Here is a 21,525-nt window from a genome sequence, read left to right as displayed (position 1 = left end):
TCTTGTACTAAGGCGGATTTACCAATGCCAGAGTAACCGGATACTAGCATCATTTCGGTGCTGCCCCTGCTGACTCGCTCAAAGGCTGCTAATAAGGTTTCAACTTCTGTTTCTCTCCCGTAGAGTTTTTCGGGGATGAGGAAATGGTCTGTAATATCCTGCGTCCCCAATGCAAACGTCTCAATGTTACCCGTGTTTTGTAATTGAGCCAGACAAATTTCTAAATCGTGTTTCAGTCCTAATGCACTCTGATAGCGATTTTCCGCATTCTTGGCCATCAGTTTACTAACAATTTGGGATAAAATTAGGGGGACTTCGGGCTTGATTTGATGTACGGGAATCGGCTGTTTGGCTAGATGACAATGCACTAACTCCATTGGGTCGTCTGAGTCGAAGGGTAACTGTGTTGTCAACAATTCATAGAAGGTGACACCCAGGGAATAAAAGTCACTCCGATAGTCAATGCCTCGATTCATTCTTCCTGTCTTTTCTGGGGAGAGATAAGCTAAGGTTCCTTCGAGGGTGTTGGGATTCTGGATTTCTTGGGTTTCTCTCGGCAGCAGGGAAGAAATACTGAAGTCAATGAGTTTAATTTGTTGGCTATGTGGGTTAATCAGAATATTGGCGGGTTTGATATCTTTATGAATAACTCGGTTTTGGTAGAGAGAGTGGAGAATATTTGCTAGTTCCCTGGCTAGGTTGAGAAAGTTTTCTAAAGATAGAGATGTATCGGGTGGGTTGTTATCAATTGCTACCTCGGCATAAGTAGACAGGGAAACTCCTCCAAAGTCCTCCATTATCAAAGCATAGGCGTTTTTGTAAGGTGTTAAATCGAGGGGTTCAACCACTCCAGGCAGACGTAGATTTTTGGCGATGGTATATTGGTTGCGGAATTGCAGCAGTTCGCTGAAGCTGGGGTATTCGTTTCGCAGCAGTTTAATGACGACTGGAGTCCGATCGCTCTCCCGAACACCGCGATAGACTAGAGTGCGAGACCCTGCATAGAGTTGTTCTGTTATGCGATACCCAGGCAGGTCAGTAATTGTCTCCATTTTCCAGTCCTCAATAAATTGGGGGTTACTATATATCTAGTTTACTCAGCCAACTTGGAAAATTATCAATAGCCTCTAATGTTCCTGCACTTGTCAGTGGGCGTTCTGTACCAACGAACACAGATCGTTCGATACTGAAGCCATATTATTAATTGTTTTACGGCTTTAGATTACCAACTGATAATAAGCGGTAATCCAGGTCGAAAATCTACCTGTTGTCCCTGCACTTCTCCATCAAAACCCAGCTCCACAAAATACTCGGTTCCTATCCGTAACTTTAGCTGATTTGTCTCAAGCACTGCTTGAAGTTCAGGTGACGGATTATTGGCAGCAGGACTGAATAATTCTACGCGAGTAATTTCGCGGAAACCCACACCATGATCCAAAGGCTGTGACTTATCAGCAGAGTATCGATCGGGACGTTTACCAAAGGAAATTTGGAAAAGCATGGGCTCAGTCAAAACATCACTATTTGTTCCTACTGCGATACTCATCGTTTCAGATAAATAAGGTGGATGATATGCCCAACTAGAAAATGCAACTGTGTCCTCAGAACCTTTGGCTGGACGCAAACAGATGCCAAACGGACACGCACCATTATTCCGATTTGTCGATCGCTCCCAAAGACGAGTCAGATGAATTGGCTCAGACTTCGCCTCTTCTGGATCGTGAATCCATAACAATTCCAACATTGCGTTATGGAAAAAGAAACAGCGATTGGCTGTACCTTGTCCGCGATGAATGCGAGATCCACCCTCAACTAAGCCGAAGGATGATAAACGATTAGCTTCCGAAGCACCAATATCAGTAAAGATGAAAAGATGGTCGAATTCAAATGTCATAGCATTGTTGATAGACTCGATCGATCGCTCAAATAATTTTAACCCTCTGTGATGGCTTTCCTTCCGATCGCCACGCTGATGCTGCACAGCGTACTGTACCAAAGTCCAAAACCTCTAGTCAGTCAATCTTTCCCAATCTAAAATCTCAAATCTAAAATCTAAAATCGCGCAATCGATAATCCCAAACCTCTACTCAGTAAATCTTTCCCAATCTAAAATCTAAAATCTAAAATCTAAAATCGCGCAATCGATCGCCCCAAGCTTCAAGTTACAACTAGATTGAGGAACCATCCGCCCGCATCCAGCAGTCTCAACATCCAGTTAGCGACAATTCTGCTAGAGTCAGGTCATCATCCCGTGCATCTTGTAGAGAGGCGATTCGCAGCCTCTGCCCCGAAAGCAGTAAAATCCCATCAGCTTGTCACCTGCCACCCGATCGGCAGTAACTTAAAAATTAAGGTAGTTTGAAAATAATCGCCCAAAGTTGAAAGAAACCTTGACATCTGACCTAAACTCTCTAACTTAGACCCTCTAGCTGCGCTGCCATCCATATTTAAAAGATGCCATGTCAACCTTAGTCATCGTCGAATCTCCGACCAAAGCCCGCACCATCCGCAACTTCCTGCCCTCCACCTACCGTGTAGAGGCATCGATGGGCCATGTCCGCGACCTACCATCCTCGGCCGAAGAAATACCAGAAGCCGTTAAAGGAGAAAAATGGGCGCAACTGGGCGTAAACGTGGAAGCAGACTTTGAACCCCTCTACGTCATCCCGAAAGATAAAAAGAAAATTGTTAAAGAACTCAAAGACGCCCTCAAAGACGCCACAGAACTGATTCTAGCCACTGACGAAGACCGGGAAGGCGAAAGCATTTCCTGGCATTTGCTGCAAATCCTCAAACCCAAAGTGCCCATCAAGCGGATGGTGTTTCACGAAATCACCCGCGAAGCTATCCGCGACGCTTTGACTCACTGCCGCGATATCGACAATCGAGTTGTACAAGCCCAAGAAACTCGCCGAATTCTCGACAGACTCGTCGGTTACACACTCTCTCCGCTACTGTGGAAAAAAATCGCTTGGGGTTTGTCCGCCGGTAGAGTGCAGTCAGTCGCTGTACGCCTGTTGGTGCGCCGGGAACGGGAACGCCGCGCTTTCCGCCAAGGTAGTTACTGGGATTTAAAAGCGCTTTTGGAAAAGGGCAAAATTTCCTTTGATGCCAAACTCGTGACAGTCGGCAATGTGAAAGTTGCAAACGGCAGCGATTTTGATGAAAATACCGGGCAAATTATCGCCGGCCGCCGCGTACTTTTGCTGAACGAAGAACAGGCGCGGGCTTTACTCTCACGCATTCAAAACAAACCTTGGACTGTCACCAATCTCGAAGAACGGCCAGTCACCCGCAAACCTTCGCCGCCGTTTACGACCTCGACTTTGCAGCAGGAAGCTAACCGCAAACTGAGGCTGGGTGCGCGGGAAACCATGCGAATAGCCCAAAGTCTCTACGAACGCGGTTTTATCACCTATATGCGGACGGATTCGGTGCATTTGTCCGAACAGGCTTTAGAAGCGGCGCGCAGTTGCGTGCAAGAACTTTACGGCAGCGAATACCTCAGCCCCCAACCGCGCAAATACACTACGAAAAGCAAAGGCGCCCAGGAAGCCCACGAAGCTATCCGTCCCGCCGGCAGCACTTTTCGGACTCCGCAGCAAACTGGATTGGATGGGATTGATTTCCGTCTCTACGATTTGATTTGGAAGCGGACTGTGGCTTCTCAAATGGCCGATTCCCGCCAAACTCACGTCACGGTATTAACTCAGGTAGAAGATGCCGGTTTCCGTTCCAGCGGCAAACGCATTGATTTTCCAGGCTTTTTGCGCGCCTACGTGGAAGGTTCCGACGATCCGAATGCGGCGTTGGAAGACCAAGAGGTGATTTTGCCGGCGCTGAAGGTGGGGGATAAACCTAATTGTAAGGATTTAGGGGCAGTTGGCCACGAAACTCAACCTCCCGCCCGCTACACGGAAGCTTCTCTGGTGAAAATGCTGGAAAGCGAAGGTGTGGGCCGTCCGAGTACCTATGCGAGTATTATCGGTACAATTGTCGATCGGGGATATGCGAAATTAATAGCTAACGCCCTAATTCCGACATTCACCGCTTTCGCCGTCACGACTTTATTGGAAACACATTTTCCCGATTTAGTAGACACCGGTTTTACTTCCAGAATGGAACAAACCCTCGATGAAATTGCTACTGGCGAGGCGAAATGGCTGCCGTATTTGCAAAAGTTTTATACAGGGGAAACCGGACTCGCAACCCAAGTCAAAGAACAGGAAAGCCAGATTGACGCGAAAGTTGCCCGAACTGTGGTATTAGAGAATATCACGGCAAAAGTTTGCATCGGTAAATACGGCGCTTACCTCGAATCTGAAAACGAAGAAGGCCAGGTGAAAGCGTCGATTCCCCAGGATTTGACTCCGGCAGATTTAGACCCGGAAAAAGTTGAGTTTCTGTTAAAACAAAAGACGGAAGGCCCGGAAAAATTGGGTCTTCACCCGGAAACCGGGGAACCAATTTATGTGCTGATTGGCAGTTATGGGCCATACGTTCAGTTAGGGGATGTTTCGGAAACGAACAAGAAACCGAAGCGGGCTTCTTTACCGAAGGGGACGGATAAGGATAGCGTGACGGTGGATATGGCGGTGAGTTTGTTGACTTTACCTCGGTTGTTGGGCACTCACCCGGAGACGGGGGCGAAGGTGCAAGCTAATTTGGGGATGTACGGGCCTTATGTGGTGCATGACCAGGGTAAGGTGGGGAAAGATTATCGATCGATCAAACCGCCGGATGATGTTTTGACGATCGAGCTCGATCGGGCATTAGAATTGTTAGCGCAGCCGAAAGCCGCCCGCGGCAGCAGCAAAACAGCTAAACCTTTGAAGGAATTGGGCGCGCATCCAGAATCGGGAGAACTTATCAATGTTTACGACGGCCGTTATGGGCCCTACGTCAAACACGGCGATATCAATGCTTCTTTGGCTAAGGATGAATCTGTGGAGAATTTCACCTTACAAAAAGCACTGGATTTGTTAGCAGCGAAGGAAGCAGCGGGCGGCGGAAAATCTAGCAGCAAGTCGAAGAAGTCAACTAAGACTGCGGCGGCGAAATCGGAGACTGCGGCGAAGAAGACTGCAGCGAAGAAAACTACTGCTAAGAAGACGACGACTGCTGCGAAGAAAACGACTACTAAGAAGGCTGCGACTGCGACAACAGCCAAGAAAACAACTAAGTCAAGTTAGTTGAGTTTTCTGTAATATTGGAAACCCGGTTTATTAGTAGAAAAACCGGGTTTTTATCGGGTTCTTTCGTTTATCCGCGAGTCCGTCAGGGAATGAATTCCCTGTCTCATAGCGAAAGTCGGTTGAAACCGACTAAAGAATAGTGACCAATACTCGATGCAGGTTTTTTTGTGTTTTTTGCTTTAGCAATCTTTTATTTTTATGATATAATCAAGACGATCCATCTAGTAATTGGAGTAATTTAATCACCATGAGAGCTGAACTTATGGTACAACCTTCCTACTGGATCGATCGTGAGATTTCGATTCAGAAAGTCAGAAATCTTTACTTATTCAAATTTACGGAAAACCTGCAAGCCCGATTAGAAGAACTAGCGGACAGAAAAAAGGCTAATCTTTTAACTTCAGAAGAGGTTGTAGAATTAGCAAGCTTACTAGAACTAGATCGGATTTTTACCTTAATTAACGCTAAAGTTATAGCAGCCTCATGTCAGTTAGACACTTAATTAATTAGCAGTGCCAATCAGAAATATGTTAAGGCTTGACAGGCAGTGGAACAGAATACCCCTCTCCTAAGATATGTGCGACAAAGCTAGTTCGAGCGTAGAAAGCACGAGATGTGCTGCCATGCCCTGGCCCTTTAGTTCTTGGCTGCACAAGTTGGCCCATTTTTCCAGTAAGGTTTGAAAATCCTTGAGTTATAATCGTTTCTCGAACAAGGTTGTAGTCTGCTTTCACTTGCTCGTAGATTTGAGGATTATCAAGATCGAAGGAAGCAACTGAATGCACAAGAGAACGATTATCTGCTTGGCTCTCAAATACCCGTGCAACAACAACCATTTTCTGTAGTTTGTTGAAGAGATGGCTTTCCTCAAATTCTTTGCTTCGGACTTCTACTGGATCTATCATCGTGATTGCCATCGTTTCTTTGACTTTGAGTTCCCCTGTTCGTTTAGGTATTAGTGGAACCAGCTTTAGCTCCCAACTGCCAAAATTAGGCGATCGAGATGAGTTAAGGGCTAATCCCAAATAGCGTTCAATTGTATGCCCAGCCCAACCCTTGTTTTTCTTATCTTTTGTGCTCCAAACCGTTACACGGTGATGATCTGCTAGTTGTCGAAGATCTTGACCTACCAATGTAGTGAGTCTTGTAATTGCCTCTAATCTTTCCATAGATGACCTTACTTCAATGCAAGTGGTAACTCCACTTGAGCAGGATTACTTAAACGTTTAATCGAGAGTTCAACATGACCTGCATCTGCTTCACAACCAATAAATTTCCGCCCTAATGATAAAGCTGCAACTCCCGTTGTGGAGGAACCCGAAAAAGGATCAAAAACTAGATCGTCTGGGTTTGTGCTTGCTCGAAGGCAACGCGCAACAAGGTCAATAGGTTTTTGCGTCGGATGCTTACCATAGAGTTTTTCATCTTTGCCAGGAGTAGACATTCGCCAGACATTCTTCATCTGTTTGTCGCCATTCTCAGCCTTCATTTCCTCATAATTGAATGTGTAACGTTCTTTTCCTTTACGTGCTTTGGTTGCCCACAGGATTAGTTCTGTTGAATGAGTGAAACAGCGGCACCCCAGATTTGGAGGTGGAGCAGGTTTTTCCCAAATAATATCATTGAGAATACGAAAGCCAAGCTGCTGCATAGCAAATCCGACTGATGGATACACATGGAGAGTACCCGTTACCCAGATGGTACCAGTTGGTTTAAGAAGCCGATAACAAGCAGCCAACCATGCTTTGTTAAATTCATGGTCTAGCTCAACACCTTGACTGCGATCCCATTCCCCCTTGTTTACCTTGACCATACGACCAGCCACGCAGGTAATACCATCATTGGATAGGTTGTAGGGCGGATCGGTCCAGATGCAGTCTACGCTTTCAGCAGGCAGCAAAGCCATGAGTTCCAAAGTATCGCCGTGATAAAGGTGAGACAGTCCATCATGCGATCGCCAAGCTAGCTCCGGCTTTAGCTGTTCAAGTTGTACTTGTGAAGTCATAAGGCTTGTTTACTACTCGGTTGATAGTCGAAAAGCACAATCTAGATTTTAGATTGGAGTTGAAAGCTTATCACAAATTTCGATCGCCCAAGGTTGATCGCCCAAACCCCATATCCCTCACCTCGCGCTGGTCTAAAATCTCTTGGGCCGCAACAAAGGCGATATGTGCGATCGACTTTCACGACAAAACTGCGGCAATCCAGAACTAGAAAGCGTACTATACCGCAAATCGCCCACACTGGAAAATTTTAATACTTTGCTTGAGTAAAACTTGACACAGATCCAAACCATGAATTATATTAGACCTATGGATGCAGCAGACATGATCTAATCATGACATCCCGTTACCCACGAGGGTCGAGGAATTCCGGTAAAGACGTTCTGAATACCAAAATTTATATTTTGGCGAAGGCTCCTTAAGGAGCCTTTGTTATTTTAGGGCTTCGGTAATTCCTTATTCTGCAATAAATTTTTGGCTATGACGAAAAAGCCCACTTTCTTTACTTTACCTATGCCTTCGTATATAGGATAAGCACTGTGTATGTGTAATCTCAGCCTTTTACTTTCTCTAAATGCGGCAAAAGCAACGAAATACTCAACCTCTATACCGTTTGAATCCAAAACTTTAACGATGGCAAATTTTCCATACCCAGCGTGACAAACTAACGTTTCCTTCTCTCCCAATGATTTGACAATACTCGGTAATTGCTTTGAGAGTTGGTATCTCTCAAAATTAAATGTTCTGGACTCTCTGGGCCCATTGTACATTAATAACTGTGATTCTTCGCTAGAAATATCATCAGAATCTTTAGTAAAACAATGTAAACCATAAGTTACTATAAAGTTGTACGTGATTATATTTTTTTCGTCTCTTTTGTCGAGATATTCCACCCAGTCAGCATTAAGATGTGATAAATCATATATTTCACCCTCTAGTATAAAATTTTTCCAGGATATAACTTCTTTTACGGTCTTGAACTTCATACTTACAAAAACAAGGTTATCCGCGAGCGAGCGAGGTTAGTAGCCGCTGCTTATTTTAGGCGCTAGGTCGATCGCATCTTCTGTGGAACACCTTACCATTTCACGCAGTTCAACCACATTTTTACCCGATCGCCTCAAAAATCGGGCGACTCCCCAAAACAAGCGCGGTGATTGGGATGCAACCGTAACCTCGAAACTTCCTTGTAGCTATTCTGATGCACAAACCCCCTATCCCTGACCTCGCGCTGGTCTAAAATCTCCTGGGCCGCCAGAAAGGCCATATGTGCGTCGACCATTTGTGACTCTCAAACCTTTTAAGGAGAAATGTCTGTTGGGGGATGCCATCCAGCACTAACCCACTGACGCCTGACAGTAACAGCAATATTATTGTTTAGTTGTAGTGCTGTGACTGTTGCGCGACCGCAATCTGTAAGTCCAATAATTTCTGTAGCATCTTCACTCCAAGCAAAATTGTGTGACCATTGTTGAGTGCGCGGATTAAACAACTTAACGTGCTTTTGCGTGACCTGATCGAATGCGTCTGTTTGGGTTCCTTTGTAATTATTGCACAGACTACAAGCCAGCCAGAGATTTTCTTCCTCGTCAGTACCGCCAATCGCTTTAGGAATAATATGGTCAATTTCCAGTATTCCCAAAACATACATTTCTAAACTGCGACAATAACCGCATCGGTTTTGAGCTTGTGCGCTAACTCTGAATCCCACTTCTTCGGAAATCGCCATTTTCCTTATCCTTTTAATGGTTCCAGCAAGCCGCGCCGCACAGCTTCATTTAAGGCTTGAGCTTGTCGCAATAGTCGAGTTTCATATATGTGGATTAAGGCCTGCAATTCAGCCAGTTCTACAGATGCGATCGTACCGGATTGTTGGCGGTCTAACAATTCACTCAATCGTTGTTCTTGGACTGGTTGCAGCCGGAGTTGAGTCTGAGTGATTACTTCTGAATCAGACAGTGCTGATACTGGTTTAGCGGTTGGTAAGAAAAAATTTTCTCGAGTTTCTACTAGAATCTCACTCACGGTGCGGTGGCGTTGCAGCGCTAGCAATTCTGCTTGGTGATAGACTTCATCTGGCAAATTTAGGGTGATTTGGGCGGTCATAGGTGCAAAGCTATGAAACTAATATTTATATTATGCCATATTTTACTTTTAGTATTAGACATCTGCCAAAAAGAAATGAAGAAGGATCTCGCTTGCTAAAAATACGGCGACAGCGACCAAGAATAAAACCAAGTGAAATTAGTTGAGTTTTCACTCATCCAGAAACCCGGTTTATTAAAAAAACCGAGTTTCTTTATTTATAAAATACTAGACAAGCTGGCAAAAATAGGTTTGTACTTCCGTCCTTAAAATTCTCTTCTCTTCCTTTGTGTCATAAACGTCTGCGCGGTTCCCTCGCCCCTATTTTGTTTGAGACATCTCAACTCAAACTCTTGTCAAGCCTAGCTTTTCTGCTTACTTGTCACCCGTCAGCTAAATCATCCTATTTACTTATTGACAATTGCTCCTCTCTGTTAAATTGTCAGGGAACTAACATATAAGGTTAAAAATTGTATCATAAGCAACAGAAAGTACCCAATCTTTTATGTACCGCTCTACAATGGACAAAAGAAACAAGATTAAGAGGCGCGATCGCTATGGGTATGAATGAAAACCTAGACTGGGAAGAAGCATTTGAGTACCGAGCTGGCTTGACAGTGGAGTTGAAGTCGCAGCCAGGGGTTTTGCATAAGATCGCTTACTATGAAGTGATGATGGTACCGCCCATCTGGTTAGAAAATGACCCGCGTCCCCGCTATTCTCACGAACTGCGAGTCGTTTCCCACCAGCCAACTGTGTCCAATATTTGCCGGATTTCAGAGTGCCCTGTTTTAGTCGCCTCCTAGGTTTTTTCAGCGGGAAATATCGGCGATGGCCTCTAGCCAGCAATCAAACCGATGCAGTGATTTTCGGATTGAGATTGCTTGAGTTTACTTTGTGGCGATCGCTTAAGATATAGATGACGGTCCAGAACGATAGACTCGAATCAATTGACCTGTTAATGTTGCAAGTGAGGAAATAGCTTCATTAATGTTAGTCGCCATTCTTGCTACGTCATGGTCTGCCTTACAGACAATAATTCCAGCATGGTCAGGCTGTAAGCTGTGCAGTCTAATAAAATGACGGCGATTTAGAGTTAAAACAGCTCGATTTTCACTGACTGCAAAAGCTAACACTTCTTCGTCAGGAATTTTTTGGTTATCTTTTCCGGCTTCTTGTACTGTCAAAATATTGTGACCCATAGGGCGCAGCAATTCTACAACCTAAGAAGGGAAATTGTTCGTCACCATAAACACGCGCCATCATCTTAATCCTCGTCATTCTCGCGGATAGCTATTTCAATTTCATCGGGAAAAGCTGCCGCATAAGCCCAGGCATTTGCTAAATCAGTAGCTGTTAGTGTGGGATAGTTATTTAAGAGTCGAGACTCGTTCATTCCTAAACGACGAAAACTTTCCAGTACCCAAACAGGAATGCGAGTGTTTCTGATACAAGCCTCACCGCCGCAGACACCGGGAGTTTTGCTAATTCCTTGCCAGTTGTTGGCTAAGTTTTGGGTTAATAATTGGATGATTTGAGCTTTCTCGGTTGGCGTTAAGGCCAGAAGTTGCGCTTCTAATTCTTTGATATTCATGAAATCTACTTGATTTATGAATTAGGTATGTATTTAATATTGTATGGCATCAATTGCTTGATGAGTCGGAATGACACAAGAACGGGAGCAAAAACAGGATTAACTGGTTTGCTAAATTGTCTCTGCTAGTTAGGTTTCTTGCAAAACGTGGTGAATTAATTCTGCTGCTAGTTCTAACTTATCCCGGTGAGTGAGGGCTTCCATGTCAACGGTGACGACTGAGCGACGCTTGGGTGCGGGTGCGGCTGGGGGTGTGGCGGCGGGCAATTCCAGGGTTTCGTAGAAATAATCGATCGGTTTGCTGTAGACGGCGGCGAAGGCGGGTAACTCCCTCTCGGCGTCTACTTTGCGCTTGCCGTTTTCGATACACGAGATGGCTTGTTGGCTCAGGGTTATCCCGTAGCGCAGCTCTAACTGCTCAATAACTTGCTCTTGGGTTAATCCGAGTGCTTCGCGGGTAGCCTTGAGGCGCTTGCCAAGGGAGAACGCCATATCAGGAAATCATGTAAAGGACAATGAAATCCTATATTTTTCCTTAAGAAAGCTCTATCGGATAAATCAATACTTATAAGATAATCATGTAAAAATCAAATAATCATCGCCCCAGTACCAATTTCCAACCAGTCAAAGTCTGTTTGTCAATATCTTGAGAAAGGAATTAGCAATCTTATGAAGAATCAAGTTTTTGTTGGTAGTATCGCGCTCTTAATATTGAGTATATCTCTGCCAGGTAATGCTCAATCAAAGACTCCTGTAACGGATCAATTTGGTGCCACAGGAACGACACCAAATGCCAATGTATGGCGCGACGAGTATAGGAAATTTTACCGCATCAGGCTCAAGCCAGATGGTACTTTCATGACTGAGACTACTGAAATAACAGATGAATTTGGTGTGACGGGAAAAACACCAAATAGCAATGAATGGTTAAAAAGAGTCAGTCAGACTTTCTAGCTGTTGGTACAGGTAAGGAAGTAAGAAAATTGAAAGGCGATCGCACTTTTTTCAACATCTCGATTAAAGTGCGATCGCCCTTTTTTACAAAATTTGCACTGACTCAGTATTAATTTCAGTTAAATTAGTCAGTTTGATATCATTCGTCAACAGCATTGCATTGAGAAACTTGGCTGTTGCTGCAACTACGGCATCGGGAAGTTTTAGCCTGTAAGTTTTCCGCAAAGCGATCGCCAAATCTTTGATATTACTATCCAGTCCAATCACTGTAACATTAGTCAAAAAATCACGAATCAGTGCCTCTTCTTCTAAACTGAGACTAGAATAAGATAATAATTCTATCTCACTTATCACAGAAACAAAATATTGTCCTGCTGGTAATGGATTTATTAAGCGACCGCCCAAGTAGTACAAAGATACATTAGTATCTAGCACAATTAAATCTTGACTCAATCCCACTCCTCCCTAATTTGTCTCTGGTACTCTAAGGGGTCTTGAGTTAGTTTAATGACACCCGCATACTTGGCTAAATTACTGTTTTCTTTCTTTTGAATTATCAAAGTCTCTAACAGTTGCTCAATTTTCTGCCAGTCCTCGTAATCAATCAGGACTGCAACTGGACGCATTGCTTCGTCAGTCACAAGTTTTTTCTTAACAGGTAGCATTAAGGCCCCCTTCAGATTTAATTTTTAACTTTTCCATTATAGCTCCAGAATTTAAAATGGGCATATCGAAATTACTAGCAGCTTGTGTGACATTTTTTAGCGAGCAATAAAAAAGCGTTCCGATCGCCGGAAACCATCTATAATAGAAAAGTCAGCGCTCGTGACACCGAAATTATGAACATCAAAGTCGTATTAGAACCCAGTGAAGAAGGTGGATATACCGTCTATGTTCCCTCACTGTCAGGCTGCATCAGTGAAGGGGAAACCCTTGATGAAGCGTTAGCAAATATTCAAGAAGCGATTGAACTTTACTTGGAGCCGATGGAAGAGGAATTGAGCATTTCCGAAGGTGCAATTGTGAGGCAATTGGTGCTGTGAGCAGCGATCGCACTTTTTTCAACATCTCGATGAAAGTGCGATCGCCAAAATCTATGGGTCATATCTATCTGTGACTGATAACTGTCTCCCCTTTAGCCTCAACCTCATCAACCTTTAAAGTTTTATCCCGCTGCCCAAACTCATCCAGCAACTTAAAAAAATACTCAAACCCCTCCTTTTCATCCACTGAGTAAAGCATGATAATTTTTGCCCAAGAATTCACCGACAGTACCTTAAACCGTCTCTGCAACCAAGGCTGAAACTCCCCGAAAAACTCATTTTCCTGTTCGCTTGACTCAATTCCTAATTCTCGCCTCGCTGTTTTATAACCCGCCAAAAACATAAACAAATCGCTAACCGAAGGTTTCCCAATGTACATCCCCGGTCTAGCTTTTATTTTTTCTATAATCTCCAGCAATCCACTCATCCTTACCTCTTGTTTGAGCTTGACACTTCCATTTTACAAACTTTCCAACTCTTCCACAACAAATTCCTCACTTTGACAGTGAAAATCCTTAACCCATTCTTCCCTTAACATCCCATCTGTTGATAGGTTGTCAAAGACTAGACCTGCCACTTCAACGCCATAATGTTTACCGTTCACTGTAATCGATTCTTCAACTCCCAGACGTTCTAGACGTTCGCTGATCATGTAATCTTCCTCCTGATATCTTGTTCTCAGTCTCAGAATCTTTCCCTGAAGGCCTTGTTGTTCTAGCCATTCCATAACAGCTACAGCACAGCGATCGCATTCAAGAATCTTGAATTGACGTACTATTTTTTTAATTTCTTGATAAATCTCTAAATTAGAAAAATTGCTCACCCTTTTACCCTGAGCCTAGACAAACATACAGAACTCTACCAGAAAAGGAGTCAGCGGACAATTCGCCTGCATAAATAAAATTTAATTCACATATAAATCATTACGAGTTCTACCTTGAGAAGTATCTTTTTGGGGACTTGCACAGCACATCCGGCGACCCGCTGCACATACGTATCAGGTGCACAGTGCACACTCTCCGCAAACTCTTGTGTAAATCCTATTTTCTATTGCTTAATTCCTTGATCCCCCAAAAACTTCCCCTTTCTTCCCTCAGAATGGTGCGATGTTTAGCCAGAAATTAACATTGATTTAAACTTTTATTGAGGCATAAACGAGCTAGAATTCAATAGTTTGCGTGGAAGACATGGAGGTTAAATACAGAAAGTCTGCGATAACAAATTAATATCGATCGCACTTCCCGATCGCACTTTACAAAACAACCACAACTTAGGAGTCAATCGCTAATCATGCTAGGAACAACCGAGATCCCGCAATTAAAGCCACTTTCCGACTCAGAACTACACAAAATGAACGCCTACTGGCGGGCGACAAACTACCTATCCGTCGGACAAATCTATCTCCTCGACAACCCCCTACTCAAAGAACCCCTCAAAATCGAACACGTCAAACCGAGACTCCTCGGACATTGGGGCACAACTCCAGGTTTAAACTTCATCTACGTTCACCTCAACCGCATCATCAAAGCCCAAGACCTCAACACCATCTACATCGCAGGCCCCGGACACGGCGGGCCGGGCTTGGTCGCCAACACCTATCTCGAAGGCACTTACAGCGAATATTACTCGAACATTTCCCAAGATGAAGAGGGTATGAAGCGCCTGTTCAAACAGTTCTCCTTTCCCGGCGGTATCCCCAGCCACGTCGCCCCGGAAACCCCCGGTTCGATTCACGAAGGCGGCGAACTCGGCTACGCCCTCGTCCACGCTTACGGTGCCGTCTTCGACAATCCCGATTTGATTGTGGCGGCCGTTGTCGGCGACGGGGAAGCTGAAAGCGGCCCCTTGGCTGCTAGCTGGCATTCTAACAAGTTTCTCAACCCGGTTCGCGACGGGGCTGTGTTGCCGATTTTGCACTTGAACGGCTACAAAATTGCCAATCCAACGCTGTTGGCCCGCATTCCGCAGGAGGAATTGGAAAGTTTGATGGTCGGTTATGGCTACAAACCTTATTGGGTGGAAGGTTCAGACCCGGAAACCATGCACCAGTTGATGGCTGCGACTCTCGATACCGCGATCGGCGAAATTAAGGCGATTCAGGAAAAAGCCCGGACAGAGGGCTATTCCGGCCGTCCGCAGTGGCCGATGATTGTGATGAAAACTCCCAAAGGCTGGACGGGACCGAAGGAAGTTGACGGTAAGAAAACTGAGGATTATTGGCGATCGCACCAAGTCCCACTTTCGGAAATGGCTTCTAAGCCGGGACACGTCCAACTCCTCGAAGATTGGATGAAAAGCTATAAGCCGGAAGAACTCTTCGACGAAAACGGCAAGTTAATTCCTGAATTAGCAGAACTCGCGCCCAAGGGATCTCGGCGGATGGGGGCAAATCCCCACGCTAACGGCGGCCTGCTGCTGCGAGACTTGAAAATGCCGAAATTTGAAGACTACGCCGTTGACGTGCAAAAACCGGGCACTGTAATGGCAGAAGCAACCCGCGTTTCCGGCCGTTTCCTGCGAGACGTGATGACACTGAATCAGGAAAACGCCAATTTCCGCATTGTCGGGCCTGACGAGACGGCCTCAAACCGCCTCGATCCGGTGTTTGAAGTGACGAACCGGGTGTGGGCGGGGGAAATTTTGCCCGAAGACGACCACATCTCCCCCGACGGCCGGGTGATGGAAGTCCTCAGCGAACATCTCTGTCAGGGATGGCTGGAAGGCTATTTGCTGACGGGACGCCACGGCTTTTTCTCTTGCTACGAAGCGTTTATTCACATCATCGATTCGATGTTCAACCAACACGCTAAGTGGTTGAAAACTACTAACGATATTCCTTGGCGCAGACCGATCGCCTCTCTCAACTACTTACTAACTTCTCACGTTTGGCGGCAAGACCACAACGGTTTTTCTCACCAAGATCCGGGTTTTATCGACCACGTAATTAACAAGAAAGCGGAAGTTGTGCGAATTTATTTGCCGCCAGATGCTAATACTTTGCTGTCTGTAACGGATCACTGTCTCCGCAGTCGCCACTATGTCAACGTGATTATTGCAGGGAAGCAGCCGGCCTTGCAGTATTTGGATATGGATTCTGCGATTAAACACTGTACGGCCGGCATCGGCATTTGGGAGTGGGCCAGCAACGATAAAGGCGGCGAACCGGATGTGGTGATGGCTTGCGCGGGTGATGTTCCGACGCTGGAAACTTTGGCTGCGGTTGACATTCTCCGCCGAGATTATCCTGATTTAAAAGTGCGGGTGGTGAATGTGGTGGATTTGATGACGCTGCAACCTGCTAGCGAACATCCCCACGGTTTGTCTGACAAGAATTTTGATACTTTGTTCACGAAAGATAAGCCGGTGATTTTTGCTTTTCACGGCTATCCTTGGCTGATTCACCGCTTGACTTATCGCCGGACAAATCACTCGAATATTCACGTTCGGGGTTACAAGGAAGAGGGAACGACTACGACGCCGTTTGATATGGTGGTGATTAATGACCTCGATCGATTCCATTTAGTTGGAGATGTACTCGATCGCGTTCCCAAACTGAGTTCTGTCGCAGCTTACGGCAAACAAGCTGTCCGTGACAAGCTGATCGAACACAGGCACTATATCAACGAACACGGCGATGATATGCCGGAAATCCGCGACTGGAAGTGGCCGCACGCGGGCGCGGTTTCGTCGGAAGCGCCGAAGGAAACGAAAGATCCGACAACGACAGGAGATCAAACCGTGCGATCGGGTGCTCCTGGGTAGGTGCGATCTCTGTCTGAAAAGAAAGTCCTCAGAAATTGAGGGCTTTTTTTAGTTGTTATGAGAAATCTGTCGTTAGTCCGCGAGTCCGCCAGGGGTTGAAAACCCCTGTCTCATAGCAAAAGTCGGTTGAAACCGACTATCGATTTTAGATTTGAGATGTTAGATTGGGAATTATTGATTTGAGATTGGAGATTTGAGATTTGAAATTAGGAATTAAGTGGTTTATTTAATTGGCGTTTCAGTCCTCTTTTAGAGGACTTTCGCTATGAGACGGGGGTTTTCAACCCCCGGCGGACTTGCGGGTTAATCGATATCTTCATGCTTGTGCCATCTGCGTTAACGAGGCTAGCGCGCGATCGAGTAATACCTCAACTTGGGCGCGAGTTACTCCCGGAAACCATTCGAGAAACTGGTCAATAGAGGCCCCATCTTTAAGGTTCTCGAAAAAGGCGGCAACAGGTACGCGCGTTCCCCGAAATATCCATGCACCACTCACCTTGCTTGGATGGCGTTCAATGACTTCAAAGAGGTCTATAGTCTCCATGACATTCCTCGCTTGTTGCGGATGAAGTAAAACAACTAAGATAGAATTCATCTTAGCATAAATCAATGGTGGTTTAGGATTTGTACATTCAAAAGAGGCGGGAATGCTTAAAGAAATAGAAATCCAAAATTTTAGGTGTTTTGAGCAAATCAAAATTTCTGGGTTTGAAAGAGTAAATTTAATCGGCGGTAAAAACAATGCTGGCAAGACAGCCTTGCTAGAAGCACTTTTACTGACTGTGGCTCCACAATCTAAAACTCTAACAATGCTAAGAGATTTTAGAAACGAGTCGTCAAAAAGCTTACCAGCTATGCCTAATAGAGGATGGAATACATTATTTCGTGTACCCGGAAAAAATAAATTTATAGTAATTTTTAGAAAAGAGGATAATAATAACCCCTATCAACTAGAAATATCGCTCAATAGCTCCGTGAATCTAAATCAGGTTTTGACTGGTGAAGGTGCAGAAAAAATAATAGATTATTTGTCGAGGGACGACTCACGTTTCTCTGGACTAACTATTAAGTTAACAAGAAACGAACAGGAACTTGCTACGTCCTCTTTAATAGCTGGTTCCCCGGTTCCAATAATTACTAATAGCATTTCTACTACTGACGGATTACCAATCATTCCATCCTTTCTCAGAATTTCAGGAAAAGAACTCACGGAAGCATACGATCGAGCGCGTTTGGATGACAAAGATAGCGAAGTTTTGAAAGCTTTTCAAACTATTGACCCTACGATCGAATCTGTAGAAAGTTTTTCAATTGGCGAACCCACACTTTACTTGAGAAAAAAAGGAGAAAAACGTTTACCTCTCTCATTGTTTGGAGATGCCATTAACAGAGTTGCAGAAATAATCCTTAAACTGGTAAACAGCGAACACAAAATACTGCTAATTGATGAGATCGAAAATGGCATACACTATACAAGTCAGCGGGAGTTTTGGAGAGTGTTATTTCGGTTGGCGGTTGAAATGGATACGCAGATTTTTGCTACAACGCACAGTTTAGAGATGCTTCAAGCATTTGCGGATGTGGGTTTAGAACAAAATCAGGAATGCAGCAGCGCATATTTTGAACTAGCAAGGAAACTCAAAACAAATCAAATAATCGGAATTCGGCGCGATTTGGAAACTCTTAGTTATGCCATTGAGCATCAAGAAGGAGTGAGAGGTGAGTAATATTGTCATAGTAGAAAGTAAAAATGATAGAATTTTTATGCAGGCAATGGTTGAAAAACTAAACTGCGATATCCAGGTAGCATCACCTATTTATATAGATGATTATAAAAGTTTGGAAGGCTTGAGCGAAACAGAGTTAATCAAAGCTTTTAAAGCTTTAGAAGCAAACATTGACAAAAAAGGCATCGAAAAAATTGGAATTATTATCGATATTGATAATTGTTCAGAGCAAGAACGGCTGAGATTCGTAGATAGATGTATAAAACAAGTGTTTGAAGCTGAAAGCTTGTCAAGCACTAAACAATTTATCGATATTTGTACAGATAATGGAACAAATGCAAAATTGGCTTGTTACTTTACAAATTTTGAAGGTAAAGGTGAACTGGAAACGCTTTTAAAGGGAATAAAGGCTAGAGAATCTCCTCATGCTGATTGTTTGGATAGCTGGAAAACCTGCATAGAAAGCCAGGGACAGCAAATTAACCAGAAAGGTTTTGATAAATTCTGGGTAAGCATCTATCTCAGGTATGATACTTGCTCAGATAACGAACAGCAACAAGCTGGCAGAAAATGCAGTATGGCTGGGTTTGATTATGTTATGGAACACAAAAAAGATATTTGGGATTGGGATAATCCTGCACTCAATGATTTGAAAGAGTTTTTTAAACTCTTTTGCTAACATAGTAAAATTCACACACAATTAACTCATGAGCTTAAGAATCTACTTTGTACGACACGGTGAAACGACTTACAGCCAAACAGGTGGCTTCTGCGGCGCTATCGATCCCGAATTAACGCCCGTAGGTTCTCAAATGGCAGAACAGTTTGCCGCTACTTACGCAAAATTGCCTTGGAATGCTGTTTATGTCAGTCCGATGAAACGCACAATTGCTACTGCAAAACCTTTGTGCGATGCTGTGGGAATTGAAATGCAGCTTCGCGACGGACTGAGGGAAATTAAGTACGGTGAGTGGGAAGGCAAAACAGTAGAAGAGGTCAAAAAAGAATACGAAGAAGATTATATTAATTGGCTGACTGAACCTGCTTGGAATGCACCAAACGGCGGCGAGACTTCGGTGCAAATTGCCAGTAGAGCTTCCTTAGTTATTGCAGAAATTGAGGAAAAATACAAGAATGGAAATGTGTTGGTTGTCTCGCACAAAGCAACTATTAGGATTATTCTGTGCAGTCTGTTGGGGATTGATTTGGGACGTTATCGCGATCGCATTGCCGCTTTAGCAGCTTCTGTCAGTATTGTCAAGTTTGACGTGCGCGGCCCGTTGCTGGAGGTTTTGGGCGATCGATCGTACATGGATGAAACTCTCCGCAATTTGCCCGGTACTTGAAATTGCGGGTAGGGTGCGCGTACTGCGTACCCTCTATTGTGCAACTAAATCGCGCCTAAGTTAGACAATCCTAAAATAGCGCCTGCTCCCAAAATATGACCAAATGCCATAGTTCCCACAACTGCACCCAAACTCAAACCGCCGAACATACTCGATGAGGGCATTGCTGGGCCTGTGGTAGGCTTCTGGATGGTTGATTTGCCGATCGCAATAGCTAAAATATTGCAAAGAATCATAATCAAACCGATCGTGGGGCTCCACTCTACGGTTCTGGGGGCAACGGCAAGTAAAATTGGTGTAAACATCGATCGACTCCTTAAACTTTAGTAAATGAAAATCTGCCTAGAAGATATATCAAAAAAATGCAACTGTTCGCTACACATTGCATTAAGAGTTAATTTTTCGACATAATTCTTAATATTTTTCCCAGGAACTCAAGGTTTCTTCGTCTGTGCAGGCGGATGAAAGTTGGACAAGATGCGATTGCAATCGCCTAGCGATCGAAAGAACGAATCAACAGGAAATAATAAAGCATGAAAATACTGGTGTTAAATGCGGGTTCTAGCAGTCAAAAGAGCTGTCTTTACGAGTTAAACGATGTCCTGCCCGATCGACCTTTGCAACCCCTCTGGGAGGCTCAAATAGACTGGACTCACCAGCAGGGTATAGCAGAGTTGAAAGTCAAAACAGCAAAAGGCGATCGGCTTGAAGAAGAGTTTGCCTCAGACTCTCGCAAAGATGCTATTTCTCGAATGCTGCAGAGTCTTTGGAGGGGAAGAACTCAAACAATTAATGATTTAAAAGAGATTGATATTGTCGGCCACCGCGTCGTACACGGCGGACAAGATTATCAGCAAAGTACGTTAATTTCGCCGGATGTTAAACAGGCGATCGCCCGTTTATCTGTTTTCGCCCCCGTGCACAATCCGGTTAACCTCGAAGGTATCGAAGCGGTTGAAAAAATCCTCCCTAATGTGCCGCAAGTAGCAGTATTTGATACAGCTTTTCACGCACAATTGCCGCCCGCAGCCTTTGTTTATCCCGGCCCCTATGAATGGCTGGAAAATGGGATTCGGCGCTACGGTTTTCACGGGATTAGCCATCAATATTGCGCGCGTCGGGCCGCCGACATTCTGGGTCGAGATTTGGCAGATTTGCGGTTGGTTAGCTGTCATTTGGGCAACGGATGTTCTCTGGCGGCCATTCGCGGTGGCTGGAGTGTTGACACGACGATGGGATTTACGCCTTTGGAAGGTTTGATGATGGGAAGTCGATCGGGTTCGATCGATCCAGGCATTCTCATTCATCTGTTAAAACAATCCGATTTGACTGCTGAGAAACTTGATGGTATTCTCAATCGAAATTCTGGTTTAAAAGGGATTTCAGGGGTGTCTAGCGATCTGCGGCAGATTGGAGATGCGATCGCTCAAGGTAATCAGAGAGCTCAACTTGCTTTGGATATTTACCTCCACCGTTTGCGTGCCGGAATTGGTGCCATGCTGGCGAGTTTAGGAGGGTTGGATGCTTTAATTTTTACGGCAGGAGTTGGGGAAAATTCTGCTCTTGTACGGGCAGCAGCTTGCGAAGCTTTTGGATTTATCGGGTTAAAAGTGGATGGGGATAAAAATCAACATTCATCGATTGATCAAGATATTGCGGCAGTGGATTCAGCCGTAAAAATTTTGGTAATTCACACGCACGAGGATTGGGAAATTGCGCGAGAATGCTGGAAAGTTTATCACTAAGGATCGCGAATTAAATAACTTACAATTTTAATTGTTATTGTGGGATGGGCGTCCCGCCCGTCCTTTTTGGA

General features: G+C 44.6%; 26 protein-coding genes. 10 read left to right on the top strand and 16 right to left on the bottom strand.

The window, feature by feature from the left end:
- Together QUB16_RS28200 and QUB16_RS28195 are read right to left on the bottom strand one after the other, a co-directional pair.
- On the bottom strand, positions 1 to 1,052 hold a 1,052-nt coding region (locus QUB16_RS28200), incomplete at its 3' end, for a protein kinase domain-containing protein (RefSeq protein ID WP_333321311.1).
- A gap of 170 nt (positions 1,053 to 1,222) precedes the next feature.
- Positions 1,223 to 1,996 carry a VOC family protein gene (locus QUB16_RS28195; protein ID WP_333321309.1) on the bottom strand — a complete coding sequence of 258 codons (774 nt, stop codon included), beginning with the start codon at positions 1,994 to 1,996 and terminating at the stop codon, positions 1,223 to 1,225.
- Between the two features lie 463 nt (positions 1,997 to 2,459).
- On the opposite strand from QUB16_RS28195, the gene topA reads away from it, so the two are divergent.
- Together topA and QUB16_RS28185 are read left to right on the top strand one after the other, a co-directional pair.
- Positions 2,460 to 5,192 (top strand): type I DNA topoisomerase, encoded by a 2,733-nt coding sequence (gene topA / locus QUB16_RS28190; RefSeq protein WP_333321307.1) that lies wholly within the window; start codon positions 2,460 to 2,462, stop codon positions 5,190 to 5,192.
- Positions 5,193 to 5,457: 265 nt separating this feature from the next.
- Positions 5,458 to 5,697: a hypothetical protein gene (locus QUB16_RS28185; RefSeq protein WP_333321305.1), complete on the top strand. Its 240-nt coding sequence runs from the start codon at positions 5,458 to 5,460 to the stop codon at positions 5,695 to 5,697.
- Between the two features lie 28 nt (positions 5,698 to 5,725).
- Here QUB16_RS28185 and QUB16_RS28180 read toward each other — a convergent pair whose 3' ends face one another.
- From QUB16_RS28180 to QUB16_RS28160, 5 genes are all read right to left on the bottom strand, one after another.
- Positions 5,726 to 6,364, bottom strand: a complete 639-nt coding sequence (locus tag QUB16_RS28180) for an MvaI/BcnI family restriction endonuclease (protein WP_333321303.1) — start codon at positions 6,362 to 6,364, stop codon at positions 5,726 to 5,728.
- A gap of 8 nt (positions 6,365 to 6,372) precedes the next feature.
- Positions 6,373 to 7,200 carry a site-specific DNA-methyltransferase gene (locus QUB16_RS28175; protein ID WP_333321301.1) on the bottom strand — a complete coding sequence of 276 codons (828 nt, stop codon included), beginning with the start codon at positions 7,198 to 7,200 and terminating at the stop codon, positions 6,373 to 6,375.
- Positions 7,201 to 7,635: 435 nt separating this feature from the next.
- Positions 7,636 to 8,184 carry a hypothetical protein gene (locus QUB16_RS28170; RefSeq protein WP_333321300.1) on the bottom strand — a complete coding sequence of 183 codons (549 nt, stop codon included), beginning with the start codon at positions 8,182 to 8,184 and terminating at the stop codon, positions 7,636 to 7,638.
- Between the two features lie 314 nt (positions 8,185 to 8,498).
- Positions 8,499 to 8,927, bottom strand: a complete 429-nt coding sequence (locus tag QUB16_RS28165; protein ID WP_333321298.1) for an HNH endonuclease signature motif containing protein — start codon at positions 8,925 to 8,927, stop codon at positions 8,499 to 8,501.
- Positions 8,928 to 8,932: 5 nt separating this feature from the next.
- Complete coding sequence (locus QUB16_RS28160) at positions 8,933 to 9,304, bottom strand: hypothetical protein (protein WP_333321296.1); 372 nt, start codon at positions 9,302 to 9,304, stop codon at positions 8,933 to 8,935.
- A gap of 542 nt (positions 9,305 to 9,846) precedes the next feature.
- Between QUB16_RS28160 and QUB16_RS28155 the strand changes: the two genes are divergently transcribed.
- Complete coding sequence (locus QUB16_RS28155) at positions 9,847 to 10,089, top strand: hypothetical protein (RefSeq protein ID WP_333321294.1); 243 nt, start codon at positions 9,847 to 9,849, stop codon at positions 10,087 to 10,089.
- Positions 10,090 to 10,191: 102 nt separating this feature from the next.
- On the opposite strand, the gene QUB16_RS28150 is transcribed toward QUB16_RS28155, so the two are convergent.
- From QUB16_RS28150 to QUB16_RS28140, 3 genes are all read right to left on the bottom strand, one after another.
- The gene (locus QUB16_RS28150; RefSeq protein WP_333321292.1) at positions 10,192 to 10,485 is read right to left on the bottom strand and encodes a DUF5615 family PIN-like protein; all 294 of its coding nucleotides are present in this window, start codon (positions 10,483 to 10,485) and stop codon (positions 10,192 to 10,194) included.
- A gap of 65 nt (positions 10,486 to 10,550) precedes the next feature.
- Positions 10,551 to 10,877 carry a DUF433 domain-containing protein gene (locus QUB16_RS28145; protein ID WP_333321290.1) on the bottom strand — a complete coding sequence of 109 codons (327 nt, stop codon included), beginning with the start codon at positions 10,875 to 10,877 and terminating at the stop codon, positions 10,551 to 10,553.
- 129 nt (positions 10,878 to 11,006) lie between these two features.
- Positions 11,007 to 11,369, bottom strand: coding sequence for a helix-turn-helix transcriptional regulator (locus QUB16_RS28140; RefSeq protein WP_333321288.1), 363 nt, complete (start codon positions 11,367 to 11,369; stop codon positions 11,007 to 11,009).
- 177 nt (positions 11,370 to 11,546) lie between these two features.
- Here QUB16_RS28140 and QUB16_RS28135 point away from each other — a divergent pair, with 177 nt between their 5' ends.
- A complete protein-coding gene (locus QUB16_RS28135) occupies positions 11,547 to 11,831 on the top strand; it encodes a hypothetical protein (RefSeq protein ID WP_333321286.1) in 285 nt (94 codons plus the stop codon).
- A gap of 84 nt (positions 11,832 to 11,915) precedes the next feature.
- Here QUB16_RS28135 and QUB16_RS28130 read toward each other — a convergent pair whose 3' ends face one another.
- Both QUB16_RS28130 and QUB16_RS28125 read right to left on the bottom strand, forming a co-directional pair.
- Positions 11,916 to 12,284, bottom strand: a complete 369-nt coding sequence (locus tag QUB16_RS28130; protein WP_333341881.1) for a type II toxin-antitoxin system VapC family toxin — start codon at positions 12,282 to 12,284, stop codon at positions 11,916 to 11,918.
- Complete coding sequence (locus QUB16_RS28125; protein ID WP_445251175.1) at positions 12,281 to 12,496, bottom strand: hypothetical protein; 216 nt, start codon at positions 12,494 to 12,496, stop codon at positions 12,281 to 12,283. Before QUB16_RS28125 ends, QUB16_RS28130 begins: the two co-directional genes overlap by 4 nt.
- A 174-nt stretch (positions 12,497 to 12,670) precedes the next feature.
- Here QUB16_RS28125 and QUB16_RS28120 point away from each other — a divergent pair, with 174 nt between their 5' ends.
- Complete coding sequence (locus QUB16_RS28120) at positions 12,671 to 12,874, top strand: type II toxin-antitoxin system HicB family antitoxin (protein ID WP_333285477.1); 204 nt, start codon at positions 12,671 to 12,673, stop codon at positions 12,872 to 12,874.
- Positions 12,875 to 12,938: 64 nt separating this feature from the next.
- Here the strand turns inward: QUB16_RS28120 and QUB16_RS28115 are convergent, their stop codons facing one another.
- Entirely contained in the window at positions 12,939 to 13,301 is a 363-nt protein-coding gene (locus QUB16_RS28115) for a hypothetical protein (protein WP_333321283.1), read from the bottom strand.
- Between the two features lie 33 nt (positions 13,302 to 13,334).
- On the bottom strand, positions 13,335 to 13,697 hold the full coding sequence (locus QUB16_RS28110; RefSeq protein WP_333321281.1) for a papain fold toxin domain-containing protein: 363 nt from the start codon (positions 13,695 to 13,697) through the stop codon (positions 13,335 to 13,337).
- A gap of 467 nt (positions 13,698 to 14,164) precedes the next feature.
- On the opposite strand from QUB16_RS28110, the gene QUB16_RS28105 reads away from it, so the two are divergent.
- Positions 14,165 to 16,636, top strand: coding sequence for a phosphoketolase family protein (locus QUB16_RS28105; protein WP_333321279.1), 2,472 nt, complete (start codon positions 14,165 to 14,167; stop codon positions 16,634 to 16,636).
- Positions 16,637 to 16,952: 316 nt separating this feature from the next.
- On the opposite strand, the gene QUB16_RS28100 is transcribed toward QUB16_RS28105, so the two are convergent.
- The gene (locus QUB16_RS28100) at positions 16,953 to 17,231 is read right to left on the bottom strand and encodes a DUF433 domain-containing protein (RefSeq protein WP_333321277.1); all 279 of its coding nucleotides are present in this window, start codon (positions 17,229 to 17,231) and stop codon (positions 16,953 to 16,955) included.
- A 52-nt stretch (positions 17,232 to 17,283) separates the two neighbouring features.
- Here QUB16_RS28100 and QUB16_RS28095 point away from each other — a divergent pair, with 52 nt between their 5' ends.
- The 3 genes from QUB16_RS28095 to QUB16_RS28085 are packed head-to-tail and all read left to right on the top strand — an operon-like array spanning position 17,284 to position 19,709.
- Complete coding sequence (locus QUB16_RS28095) at positions 17,284 to 18,363, top strand: AAA family ATPase (protein ID WP_333321275.1); 1,080 nt, start codon at positions 17,284 to 17,286, stop codon at positions 18,361 to 18,363.
- Positions 18,356 to 19,042 carry a DUF3226 domain-containing protein gene (locus QUB16_RS28090; protein WP_333321273.1) on the top strand — a complete coding sequence of 229 codons (687 nt, stop codon included), beginning with the start codon at positions 18,356 to 18,358 and terminating at the stop codon, positions 19,040 to 19,042. Before QUB16_RS28095 ends, QUB16_RS28090 begins: the two co-directional genes overlap by 8 nt.
- 28 nt (positions 19,043 to 19,070) lie before the next feature.
- On the top strand, positions 19,071 to 19,709 hold the full coding sequence (locus tag QUB16_RS28085) for a histidine phosphatase family protein (RefSeq protein ID WP_333321271.1): 639 nt from the start codon (positions 19,071 to 19,073) through the stop codon (positions 19,707 to 19,709).
- Positions 19,710 to 19,753: 44 nt separating this feature from the next.
- Here QUB16_RS28085 and psaK read toward each other — a convergent pair whose 3' ends face one another.
- Entirely contained in the window at positions 19,754 to 20,014 is a 261-nt protein-coding gene (gene psaK / locus QUB16_RS28080; RefSeq protein WP_333321269.1) for a photosystem I reaction center subunit PsaK, read from the bottom strand.
- A 228-nt stretch (positions 20,015 to 20,242) separates the two neighbouring features.
- Here psaK and QUB16_RS28075 point away from each other — a divergent pair, with 228 nt between their 5' ends.
- On the top strand, positions 20,243 to 21,454 hold the full coding sequence (locus QUB16_RS28075) for an acetate kinase (protein WP_333321267.1): 1,212 nt from the start codon (positions 20,243 to 20,245) through the stop codon (positions 21,452 to 21,454).
- Positions 21,455 to 21,525: the final 71 nt, after the last annotated feature.

The organism is Microcoleus sp. D3_18a_C4 (genome assembly GCF_036702415.1).
Lineage (GTDB): Bacteria > Cyanobacteriota > Cyanobacteriia > Cyanobacteriales > Microcoleaceae > Microcoleus.
Note: the sequence above shows the minus strand (reverse complement) of the source record. Positions and strands in the feature narration are given on the sequence as shown.